General features: G+C 59.3%; 13 protein-coding genes. 9 read left to right on the forward strand and 4 right to left on the reverse strand.

Annotation, left to right across the window (positions count from 1 at the left end; all coding sequences use genetic code 11):
• Nucleotides 1-47: 47 nt before the first annotated feature.
• The 7 genes from cobU (at nt 48) to AOA60_RS08800 (ending at nt 5,337) form a co-directional block, all read left to right on the forward strand.
• Entirely contained in the window at nt 48-569 is a 522-nt protein-coding gene (gene cobU, locus AOA60_RS08770; RefSeq protein ID WP_099584081.1) for a bifunctional adenosylcobinamide kinase/adenosylcobinamide-phosphate guanylyltransferase, read from the forward strand.
• Complete coding sequence (gene cobT, locus AOA60_RS08775) at nt 566-1,621, forward strand: nicotinate-nucleotide--dimethylbenzimidazole phosphoribosyltransferase (RefSeq protein ID WP_099584082.1); 1,056 nt, start codon at nt 566-568, stop codon at nt 1,619-1,621. The genes cobU and cobT overlap by 4 nt, the downstream gene beginning before the upstream one ends.
• Nucleotides 1,618-2,193, forward strand: coding sequence for an alpha-ribazole phosphatase family protein (cobC, locus tag AOA60_RS08780; RefSeq protein WP_099584083.1), 576 nt, complete (start codon nt 1,618-1,620; stop codon nt 2,191-2,193). The genes cobT and cobC overlap by 4 nt, the downstream gene beginning before the upstream one ends.
• A 2-nt stretch (nt 2,194-2,195) precedes the next feature.
• Nucleotides 2,196-2,924: an adenosylcobinamide-GDP ribazoletransferase gene (locus tag AOA60_RS08785; protein WP_099584084.1), complete on the forward strand. Its 729-nt coding sequence runs from the start codon at nt 2,196-2,198 to the stop codon at nt 2,922-2,924.
• Between the two features lie 42 nt (nt 2,925-2,966).
• A complete protein-coding gene (locus AOA60_RS08790; RefSeq protein WP_099584085.1) occupies nt 2,967-3,371 on the forward strand; it encodes a MarR family winged helix-turn-helix transcriptional regulator in 405 nt (134 codons plus the stop codon).
• A 63-nt stretch (nt 3,372-3,434) separates the two neighbouring features.
• Nucleotides 3,435-4,634 carry an MFS transporter gene (locus AOA60_RS08795; RefSeq protein WP_160385062.1) on the forward strand — a complete coding sequence of 400 codons (1,200 nt, stop codon included), beginning with the start codon at nt 3,435-3,437 and terminating at the stop codon, nt 4,632-4,634.
• A 151-nt stretch (nt 4,635-4,785) separates the two neighbouring features.
• A complete protein-coding gene (locus tag AOA60_RS08800) occupies nt 4,786-5,337 on the forward strand; it encodes a glutathione peroxidase (RefSeq protein WP_099584087.1) in 552 nt (183 codons plus the stop codon).
• A gap of 65 nt (nt 5,338-5,402) precedes the next feature.
• Here AOA60_RS08800 and AOA60_RS08805 read toward each other — a convergent pair whose 3' ends face one another.
• The 4 genes from AOA60_RS08805 to AOA60_RS08825 form a co-directional block, all read right to left on the reverse strand.
• Nucleotides 5,403-6,680, reverse strand: a complete 1,278-nt coding sequence (locus AOA60_RS08805) for an OmpP1/FadL family transporter (protein WP_099584088.1) — start codon at nt 6,678-6,680, stop codon at nt 5,403-5,405.
• 146 nt (nt 6,681-6,826) lie between these two features.
• Nucleotides 6,827-7,309 carry a hypothetical protein gene (locus tag AOA60_RS08810; protein WP_099584089.1) on the reverse strand — a complete coding sequence of 161 codons (483 nt, stop codon included), beginning with the start codon at nt 7,307-7,309 and terminating at the stop codon, nt 6,827-6,829.
• A gap of 281 nt (nt 7,310-7,590) precedes the next feature.
• Entirely contained in the window at nt 7,591-7,815 is a 225-nt protein-coding gene (locus AOA60_RS08815) for a hypothetical protein (protein ID WP_003175353.1), read from the reverse strand.
• Nucleotides 7,816-8,259: 444 nt separating this feature from the next.
• A complete protein-coding gene (locus tag AOA60_RS08825; protein ID WP_099584090.1) occupies nt 8,260-8,565 on the reverse strand; it encodes a hypothetical protein in 306 nt (101 codons plus the stop codon).
• A gap of 457 nt (nt 8,566-9,022) precedes the next feature.
• Here AOA60_RS08825 and AOA60_RS08830 point away from each other — a divergent pair, with 457 nt between their 5' ends.
• Together AOA60_RS08830 and rmuC are read left to right on the forward strand one after the other, a co-directional pair.
• Nucleotides 9,023-9,346 carry a hypothetical protein gene (locus AOA60_RS08830; protein WP_099584091.1) on the forward strand — a complete coding sequence of 108 codons (324 nt, stop codon included), beginning with the start codon at nt 9,023-9,025 and terminating at the stop codon, nt 9,344-9,346.
• A 175-nt stretch (nt 9,347-9,521) separates the two neighbouring features.
• Nucleotides 9,522-10,886: a DNA recombination protein RmuC gene (gene rmuC, locus AOA60_RS08835; RefSeq protein ID WP_178075336.1), complete on the forward strand. Its 1,365-nt coding sequence runs from the start codon at nt 9,522-9,524 to the stop codon at nt 10,884-10,886.
• The last annotated feature ends 3 nt before the right edge of the window (nt 10,887-10,889 follow it).

Consider the following 10,889-nt stretch of genomic DNA (forward strand, 5'->3'; position numbering starts at 1 on the left):
GCCCCCGATAGCGGTGTATCAGGTGCTGGTGGAGTGGGGGGCGGTTCATGCTTCAGCTGATTTTGGGCGGTGCTCGCTCGGGTAAGAGCCGACTGGCTGAGCGGCTTGCAGTTGATAGTGCGTTGCCGGTTATTTATATCGCCACCAGCCAACCGCTTGATGGCGAGATGAATGCCCGCGTTGCCTTGCATCGCGAGCGTCGTCCTGATGACTGGGGCTTGATCGAAGAGCCCGTCGAGCTGGCGCGCGTGCTGCGTGAGAATGCCGCCGTCGACCGCTGCCTGTTGGTGGATTGCCTGACCCTGTGGCTGACCAATCTGCTGATGCTCGACGACTCGGTGCGCCTGGCGTTCGAGCGCGATGAGCTGTTGCAAACCCTGGCTTCGCTGCCGGGGGAAATCATTTTTGTCAGCAACGAGACCGGAATGGGTGTCGTGCCGCTGGGCGAATTGACTCGCCGCTATGTGGATGAAGCCGGTTGGCTGCATCAAGCCTTGGCCGAGCGATGTCAGCGTGTTGTCCTGACCGTTGCCGGCCTGCCCCTGACTTTGAAAGGTACTGCGTTATGACTGACACCTGGTGGCTCAACCCTTGTAAGACGATTGACGCCTCGGCGTACGAACAGGCCCTGGCGCGCCAGCAGCAGTTGACCAAGCCGGCCGGTTCCCTAGGCCAGTTGGAAGCGCTGGCGGTGCAATTGGCCGGTTTGCAGGGGCAGGTCAAACCGACGGTTGATCAGCTGTGGATTGCCATTTTTGCCGGCGACCATGGTGTGGTTGCCGAAGGTGTGTCGGCGTTTCCCCAGGAAGTGACCGGGCAGATGCTGCATAACTTTGTCGCCGGCGGCGCGGCGATCAGTGTCTTGGCGCGGCAGTTGGAGGCGCAGCTGGAAGTGGTCGACCTCGGTACGGTCAACCCGTCGCTGAGCCTGCCGGGCGTGCGTCATTTGAATCTCGGCGCGGGCACTGCCAACTTCGTCAATGGCCCGGCCATGACCAGTGCCCAAGGCCGACTGGCGCTGCAAGCGGGTCGCGACAGCGTTTTGCGTGCCCGTGAAAGCGGTACGCAGTTGTTTATCGGCGGCGAGATGGGCATCGGCAACACCACCGCCGCCAGTGCGTTGGCGTGTGCGTTGCTCGACTGCCAGGTCAGTGACCTGACGGGCCCCGGTACCGGGCTTGACGCCGCAGGTGTCAGCCACAAAGTTGCCGTGATCGAGCGTGCATTGGCGTTGCATGCCACGCAGCGCGGTGATGCGCTGGACACGCTGTTCAACCTGGGCGGCTTTGAGATTGCCGCGTTGGTAGGGGCTTATCTGGCGTGTGCCCAGGAAGGCGTGGTGGTGTTGGTGGACGGGTTTATCTGCACGGTCGCCGCGCTGGTGGCTACGCGCCTTAATCCGGGCTGCCGCGACTGGCTGCTGTTTGGCCATCGTGGCGCGGAGCCGGGCCATCGTCATGTGCTGCAAAGCCTTGATGCACAGCCTTTGCTGGAACTGGGCCTGCGCCTGGGCGAAGGCAGCGGCGCCGCATTGTCTGTGCCGTTGTTGCGCCTGGCGTGTGCGCTGCACGGGCAGATGGCGACGTTTGCCGAGGCGGCCGTGGCAGATCGTCCGGCATGACCTTGCACCTGGACCTGCTGCGCCACGGCGAAACCGAGCTGGGCGGCGGCCTGCGCGGTAGCCTGGACGATGCGCTCACCGTCAAGGGCTGGGAGCAGATGCGCGCCGCCGTGGTTGCGCAGGGGCCTTGGGACCGGCTGGTCAGTTCGCCGCTGCAACGCTGCGCGCAGTTCGCTGATGAGTTGGGGGCGCGGCTGAAGGTGCCGGTAAGTCTGGAAAAGGATCTGCAAGAGTTGCACTTCGGCGCCTGGGAAGGGCAGAGCGCGGCGGCGTTGATGGAAACCGACGCCGATGGTCTGGGCCTGTTCTGGGCCGACCCCTACAGCTTCACGCCACCCGAAGGCGAGCCGGTCAGGGATTTTTCCGAACGGGTTTTAGCCGCCGTCTCACGCTTGCATCAGGCTTATGCCGGTGAGCGGGTGCTGTTGATCAGTCATGGCGGGGTGATGCGTTTGCTGCTGGCCCAGGCCCGAGGTTTGCCTCGCGAGCAATTGCTGAATGTCGAAGTTGGCCATGGCGGGCTGTTCAGCTTGCAGGTCTGCGCCGATGGCGTGTTGAAGGAAGGAATCTGACGATGCTGCCGTTCTGGATCGCGCTGCAATTTCTCAGCAGTTTGCCGATTCGGTTGCCGGGTATGCCGCAACCTCAGGAGCTGGGGCGCTCGTTGCTGTTTTATCCGGTGGTCGGGTTGCTGTTCGGGCTGTTGCTGTGGGGGCTGAATACGGTGCTGACGGGCGCGCCGCTGTTGCTGCATGCCGCACTGCTGCTGACGGCCTGGGTGCTGCTCAGTGGCGGCTTGCACTTGGACGGCCTCGCGGACAGCGCTGACGCCTGGCTCGGTGGTTTCGGCGACCGTGAGCGCACCCTTACCATCATGAAAGACCCGCGCAGCGGGCCGATTGCGGTGGTCACCCTGGGCTTGGTGTTGCTGCTCAAGTTCACGGCACTGGTAGCCTTGATCGAGCAGCACAACGGCGCTGCACTGATTCTGGCGCCGCTGATCGGGCGGGCGTCGATGCTGGCGTTGTTTCTGACCACACGTTACGTACGTGCAGGTGGATTGGGTCAGGCATTGTCGGATCACTTACCTCGGCTCGTCGGCCAACAGGTGCTGATCCTCAGTGGCCTGGCCTGCATTCTTATCGCAGGTTTCAGCGGTGGGATTGCCGTGCTGCTCGCGGCTATCTGCTTCATGGGCCTGCGCCAGTTGATGGTCAATCGCCTCGGCGGCACCACAGGCGACACTGCAGGGGCCTTGTTGGAGCTGCTGGAAGTCGTCGTACTGGTCGGCCTGGCGCTGTAACACTTTCTTGCATTTCCATAATCGCGGGTATATACACGTTCCATGCTTGCCTCCCAATGTTTATGCACCAACCTGCGACGTGCCGCCCGTGGCGTCAGCAGGCATTACGACGGCGCCCTCGACGGCTTCGGGATCAACGTTGCCCAGTATTCTTTACTGTGCAACTTGCAGCGTCTCGATCAGCCGAGCATCTCAAGCCTGGCGGATGCCATGGGCCTGGATCGCAGCACCCTGGGGCGTAATTTGCGGGTGTTGGAGTGCGAAGGGCTGGTGCAGTTGGTCGAGGGCAATGATTTGCGCAATCGCTTGGTGTTGCTGACCGACGCCGGTGCAGAACGACTGGCCGCCGCCTTGCCGGCCTGGGAAGCGGCGCAACAGAAATTGATCGATCAACTCGGCGCGGATAAACGCGAAACCTTGTTGGCCTTGCTGGATGAACTCGCCTGAAGGTGAGTTTGTTCGAACACAAGCGGGTATATACCCGCGAGCGGAGAATAAGAAATGACCTCGATGTGGCGCACCAGTGGTTGGATCCTTGTAGGGAGTGCGCTGATCCTGGCGTTGTCGCTGGGCGTTCGACACGGGTTCGGCCTGTTCCTGGCGCCGATGAGCAGCGAATTCGGTTGGGGCCGAGGCACCTTCGCCTTGGCAATCGCGCTGCAAAACCTGATCTGGGGCCTGGCGCAGCCATTTGCCGGCGCGTTGGCCGACCGTTTCGGCGCGACCAAAGTGGTCTTTGTCGGCGGGGTACTGTACGCCGTGGGCCTCGTGTTGATGGGCTTGTCCGATTCCGCGTGGTCGCTTTCGCTGAGCGCTGGCCTGCTGATTGGTATCGGTCTGTCCGGCACCTCGTTTTCGGTGATTCTGGGCGTTGTCGGGCGTGCCGTGGCGCCGGAAAAACGCAGCATGGCCATGGGCATCGCCAGTGCCGCCGGTTCGTTCGGCCAGTTCGCGATGGTGCCTGGCACCTTGGGCTTGATCAGTTGGCTGGGCTGGTCGGCGGCGCTGCTTGCGTTGGGCCTGATGGTCGCGTTGATCCTGCCGCTGGTCAGCATGCTCAAGGACCGGCCGCTGCCGGTGCTGGCCGGGCAGCAAACCCTGCGCGAGGCCTTGCACGAAGCCTGCGGACATTCCGGATTCTGGTTGCTGGCCTTTGGCTTTTTCGTCTGTGGTTTCCAGGTGGTGTTTATCGGTGTGCACCTGCCGGCCTATCTGGTCGATCAGCACTTGCCGGCCAGCACGGGCACCACGGTGCTGGCGTTGATTGGCCTGTTCAATATCGTCGGCACCTACACCGCCGGTTGGTTGGGTGGGCGCATGTCCAAGCCGCGCTTGCTGACCGGGTTGTACCTGCTGCGCGCGTTGGTGATTGTGCTGTTCCTGTGGGCGCCGGTGACGCAAATCAGCGCCTATCTGTTCGGCATGGCGATGGGCTTATTGTGGTTGTCCACCGTGCCGCTGACCAACGGCACCGTAGCCACCTTGTTTGGTGTGCGAAATCTTTCGATGCTCGGTGGGATTGTGTTCCTGTTCCATCAGATCGGTTCGTTCCTCGGCGGCTGGTTGGGCGGGGTGGTCTATGATCGAACCGGTAACTACGATGTGATCTGGCAGGGTGCCATTGTGTTGAGCCTGCTCGCAGCCGCCCTCAATTGGCCGGTTCGCGAGCGGCCGGTGGCGCGTTTGCAGGCGCAAATGGAGGCGGCATGAGCCTGACAGCACGGGGTTTATTGATCACTGCGGGGCTGATCCTGCTGATACTGGCATGGTGGGGCTGGCAACGCGGTGGGCTGGCATTGATGCAACTGGGTATGTCGATCTGTTAAGTTCGATCCCTGAACTCTAGAAAGGACGTTTCGACATGCAGATGCGCTGGCTGGCTGTACCTGTGCTGATGGCGGCTTTTGGTGGTGTGGCGTTGGCTGCCGATTGCCCACCTTTGCTTGAAGGCCAATTGCCCAAACTGCGCGCCAAGGAGTCCATCGACCTGTGTCAGCGTTTTGCCGGTAAACCTCTGGTCATCGTCAATACCGCGAGTTTCTGTGGGTTCGCGCCGCAGTTCAAAGGTCTCGAAGCCTTGTATCAGCGCTACAAGGATCAAGGGTTGGAAGTGATCGGCGTACCGTCCGATGACTTCAAGCAGGAAGCCAAGACCGGCGAGGAGACCGCCAAGGTCTGCTACGTGAACTACGGGGTAACCTTCACCATGACGGAACCGCAGAAGGTCAAGGGGCCGGACGCGGTGAATCTGTTCAAGGTGTTGGCGCAGCAAAGCAATGCGCCGAAGTGGAATTTCTACAAGTATGTGGTGGATCGCCAGGGTAAGGTGATCGGCGATTTTTCCAGCCTGACCAAGCCGGACAGCCCGGAGCTGATCAAGGCCGTTGAGGCGGCGATAGCGTCCAAGCCCTGAACGTCGGTCACTAAAAAGCCCCGCCTCCTGTGCAGGAGAGCGGGGCTTTTTTACACCTGTCTGAATTAGAAGGTGTAGGTCATGCCCAGGCCGAAACCGTTGGCACTGTTTTCGTATTTGGCGCGGTAGCTGGACGGGGCAGCCGTGTTGTTGATCTTGACGTCTTCTTCCTTGAGGTAGGAATAAGCCAGGTCTACCGTCATGTTATCCATCACTTTGTAGCCCAGGCCAACACTGAAGATAGTACGGTCGCCAGTAGGAATACGTGGCGAACGGTCGGTGTTGTTGGTTGGTGACTGGTCGAAGGTCAGGCCGGTACGCAGCACGACCTGCTTGGTCAACTGATACGAAGTACCCACGGCGTAGGCCCAGGTGTCGTGCCAGTTCTGCTCTTCAGTGATGCTGCTGATTCGGCTCGGGGCCAGGATGCCGCCGTTGGCACCCGTCACGCCTTCGTTGTTGACGGTGATTTCTTTCAGGCGGCTCCAGCGGGTCCAGGTTGCACCGCCGTAGAGTTTCCAGGCATCGGTCAGGTCTTGAGTGACCGACAGATCGTAGGATTCCGGCGTTTCGATTTTCAACGAGGCGTCGTAACGGTTGTTACGCAGGAAGCCTTGGGTGGCAGCCGGGCCGCTGACGGTCGTGTGACCTTCGAGCTTGTACTTCACCTTGGAGTGGTAGGTCAGGCCGACGCGGGTGGTATCGGTGGCTTGGACCAGCACGCCGACGTTGAAGCCCAGCGCGGTATCGTCGCCCTTGATTTTGACATTGGTATCGGAGAATGCAGGGGACAAAGTCTTGTCAGATTCCAGCACGCCGGAAATCCGGTTGATGGTCGGACCAAAGCCAATCGACACCCGGTCGTTGAACGCGTAGCTGACAGTTGGCTGGAAGGTCATGACCTTCACTTCGCTCTTGCTGCCGAAGCCACGGCCCTGGAAGCCGCTTTCATAGTCGGTCACCAGGCCGAACGGTGCATACACACCGAAGCCGATGGCCCACTGGTCGTCAAGTTTGTTGGTGTAGAAACCGAATGGCACGGCGGTGAACGGTACCATGTCACCTTTGTTCGAGCCGCTGGAGGCGCCGCCCGTATCCTTGATGTTGGTCGAGGCATCAATCGCCGCAACACCGCCCGTAATCTGCTGGCCATTAAGGCGAGACATACCGGCAGGGTTACCGTAAACAGTGCTTGCATCATCGGCAGAAGAAGAGCGACCTGCGAAACCCGTACCCATCCCGCTGACGCTCTGTTCGTTCAGTGCGAAACCGCTCGCGAACAGTTGGGAGGATGCCATGGCAACGGCGAGGCTAAGTGTGGTCTTGAGCATTACTTTTTTCATTATTAGAACTCCGTGGTGATCACCGCTGCGGAAAGTACCAATAAAATTAACATCGCGCTATAGGCTGTAATGTAGGAGATAGAGCGGTTTTGTAGGACAATCCGACCAAAATTCAGCGTTTTTGGCGAATCTTGCAAATTGCCCGGTCAGCAAACCGCGTGATTCATGGGTGAAACACAGGTTTGCCAGGTTTGAGTGAAATCGCGCAGCCTTCCCTGCGGATGAAATATTTCTTTCCAGATACGTGCCATGGCTAAAACATCACCGGCCGCCGGCAGTGCGGGGCTGTGTTGTTCTACCAGGAGCCAGGCGATTGCCGTGGCGTAACGCAGGTTGACGGTGAGCTCCAACTGGGGCGCGCTGAGGAACGCATGTTGGCTGGCCAAACCGCGTACCAGGCTGGCACGTTCCGGATCGAGCGCCAGATAGGTGTCCCACAAGGCGCGATGGCGGGGTTCGGTGATGCTGTACAGGCCGTGGCCGCGTCGATCGTGCAAGGCTGAACCCAATTCCGACTGGCTGGCCGCAATACCCAGCAGCAGGGACTCAGCCGTAGGACTTTCCCGGCCGAGGTACATCAACGTCGGCCGGATTACATAACGACACAATTCACTGGCAGCGATACCCATACAAGCCTCAATCCGTGAAAGTGGTGGGCGAGGCCTGAGAAGGAGGGGGCTTGGCAGCAGTGGATCGGATCTCAGGCTCGCCGCAAGCGGATCATGCCGCTTGAGTTGAAGTGTAGTGTCATATTCGTGATGTAAAGGACTGTTTTTAAAACATCTTATTCATCCAGTTATAACGTTTATATCGATTTGAACTTAGTGAATCTCCTCAAAACTCAAATCGCGGGCAATAAAAAACCCTGTGTTTTAAACAGGGTTTTTTGTGTTTCAGCGACTCGGGTCGATCAGGCAACCAGTGCCTGACGGGTACGCTCGATCACGGCCTGCAGCGGTTCTGCGCTGGAGTATTGATCGGGGTACAGGCGTTCGCTGTGACGAGCGATGCCGTGTTCGTTGACCAGAGTGAAGCTGAAGCAGCCTTTGCGAGCGGCCATGATCAGGCAGTTCATTGGAGCAAAAGCATTGGTGAGGGTGCGAATGGCATCCTGAGTATGGATTTGAGCGTTCATATTATTGGTGTTCCTACAAATGACACGGATTAAGAACCGTGCAACGTTAAAACGTTCCAGTAACGTTGATCACCATTGATCAAACGAAGAACCCGACTGGAACAAAGCAGCCAGTTTGAAGCGCTAATAAGTTAGGCGCGCTTGGGCTGGCAGGTAGGTACTTAGGAGGGCAGGCAACACAACAGGGGCAAAGGTTCTGGGCCCAGGGTGAAGATCCTGATCAATTTGCAGGTTGGTTCGGTCAGAGTATGGAAACTTCGCAACACCCTTTGCTTGTTCAAAGGCAGTGTCGTCGCAAGTGATACCTGGAAACCATCGAGGTGGTCGATCCCGTGTTGTTCAGGGGAGTTGTTCGACCAGAATTGACTTTCAGCTTGGTACTAACGCCGCGGATAGTAACGGATTGAAACAGGTAAGGGAAGTGTGTTAGCCAAAAAACTTCAATCAGCTGCCCAGCAGGCTGCGGTAGACCAATACGGTGACGGCCGCCGCCATCGAGCAGCCCAGCCCGTACGCGGCAAGGGTCAGACGCAGTGATTGGCCGGTCTCGACCGCCTTCATCACATCGGCCATATCGTTGATGCGGCCTTCACCCAACTCGATGCACAGGCTTACGGCCGTGAAAGCGGCCGACAGCAGGATAGCGATGGCAAACAGCGCCCCATCCGGGGATGGCAGCGCGACATTGATCCCCAATGAGATGGCGCAGATGGCCAGTAACCACACGGCGAATAACAGAATTCCTTTCATCGACCTACCCAGCGTTGCGTTGCCCGTCGGGCAGTGTGGCGAGCCGGTATGGATTTGAAAAGTCCCCGTTTTGCGGCGGCGGTAACATTTTTGAAGTCAGTCGCTTCAAAAAAAGCCGGGGATATAACCATCGGAGCGGTACTTGTGCACATTAGTTGCGAGGTGTGTAACCTAGCTGTCAACTGCGTCGCCGGGCCGGCATTTGCCTGCAATGGAAATTTAAGTCAATGAAAAATCTGGCTTTTTTTTATTGGTGAAAAAATCGTCAGTTTGACTGCGAGCCCCGTTCCATGGGCCTTTGCGCGAGTTAAAGGTGGGTTGTCCACTGAGTTATCCACAGCTTCTGTGGATTGTCCCGAGCGCTTGCTCTAGAACGGGCGTGCACGGTTTTTTCAGCTTTACCTGTACGAAAAAAAGAGTAGAGTGGCGCGCCTTCTGTTCTGCCCCACAGTGCTTTATGAAGTTTCGCTCAGTATCAACTCCTGTTACCGATACCCCACAGACTGTTACCGCACCCAAGCGCTTCTCCTTGAAGGTTGCCCTGTGGTTGCTCGACAGCCCGCGCCTGGGACACAGCAACAACGTCAAACATTTCGCCGGGCGCTTGCTCAAGCAGCCGGCCCGTGAAGGCGTGGTCGCCGCGCAGAGCCGCCTCGGCCAATTGATGTGCCGTGAGTGCGGCAACGCCCGCGACCGCCGCATCGGCCACGACCTGCTGCGCCTGGCAGCCCGTGCCGGTGACCGTCGCGCCCAACGCGAACTGGGCCAGGTCGAAGACTGAGCTGTCTTCGCGCCCTATGCTTGGTTAACCTTGCTCTTTTTCGGTGATGGCAGAAATGGCTATGGCTTTTGACTGGACCAGTATCGCCTTGGGCGTTGCTGGCGCTGCAGTGCCTTTATTGGCCGTGTGCTGGCAGATCCAGCGGCGGTTGAGCGCGCGCACCACCGGCTGGGAACTGCTCGAAGAGCGCTTGGCCAACGCGCAACTGGCGCAGGAGGGGCTCGCCGCCCAACTGGATGCCAGTCGCGATGAAATCAGCGACCTGAGCCAAGCCAACGCCGCCAAGCAAGCCGACCTTGCCGCCGTGCGCCGTGAAGTCGAGCTGTTGCAGATCGACCGTGACAACGCCCGCGACGCCGCCCACGCCTGGAACCTCGACCGCAGCGCGAAGGACACCGAATTGCGCCGCCTCGACGCCCTGGCGGCCGGCTTGCGCGCTGAGCTGCGCGAGCAGCAGGACAGCCATCAACAGCGCCTCACTGACCTGCAAGGCTCGCGGGATGAGCTGCGCGCACAGTTCGCCGAGTTGGCCGGCAAAATCTTCGACGAACGTGAACAGCGTTTTGCCGAAACCAGTCAGGAACGCCTGGGCCAGCTGCTCGACCCGTTGAAAGAGCGCATCCAGTCCTTTGAAAAGCGCGTGGAAGAGAGCTATCAGAACGAGGCCCGTGAGCGTTTTTCCTTGGCGAAGGAGCTTGAGCGCCTACAGCAACTGAACCTGCGCCTGTCAGACGAAGCCACCAACCTCACCCGCGCCCTCAAGGGCCAGAAAACCCAGGGCAACTGGGGCGAACTGATCCTTGAGCGGGTGTTGGAACATGCAGGTCTCGAAAAGGGCCGCGAATACCAGACCCAGGTCAGCCTCAAAGGGCCGGACGGCGAGCGCTTCCAGCCGGATGTGCTGATCATGTTGCCCGGCGACAAGCAGGTGGTGGTGGACTCCAAGGTCAGCCTGACGGCTTATCAGCAGTACGTCGCGGCCGATGATGAAGTGATCGGCCAGGCGGCACTGAAGCAGCACGTACTGTCGCTGCGCAATCACGTCAAAGGCTTGGCCGGCAAGGATTACAAACGCCTGGAAGGTTTGCACAGCCTGGACTTTGTGTTGCTGTTCGTGCCGATCGAAGCGGCATTTTCCGCCGCGTTGCAGGCCGAGCCGAATCTGTTTCAGGAGGCCTTCGACCGCCATATCGTGATCGTCAGCCCCACCACATTGCTCGCTACGCTGCGGGTGATCGACAGCTTGTGGAAGCAGGAACGCCAAAGCCAGAACGCCCGTGAAATCGCCGAGCGTGCGGGTTGGCTGTATGACAAGTTTGTGCTGTTTATTCAGGATCTGGACGAAGTGGGCAACCGTCTGCAGCAGTTGGATAAGGCTTACAGCGCGGCGCGAAACAAGCTGACAGATGGGCGCGGAAATCTGGTCAGTCGTACCGAGCAATTGCGGTTGCTCGGCGCTCGCGCGAGTAAAAGCCTGCCGGCCGATCTGTTGGAGCGGGCGATGACCGATTCAGATGGAGTAGCGCACGTCCCCGAGTAAACG

It is taken from the genome of Pseudomonas sp. 2822-17 (assembly GCF_002742485.1).
Classification (GTDB): Bacteria; Pseudomonadota; Gammaproteobacteria; order Pseudomonadales; family Pseudomonadaceae; genus Aquipseudomonas; species Aquipseudomonas cyclaminis.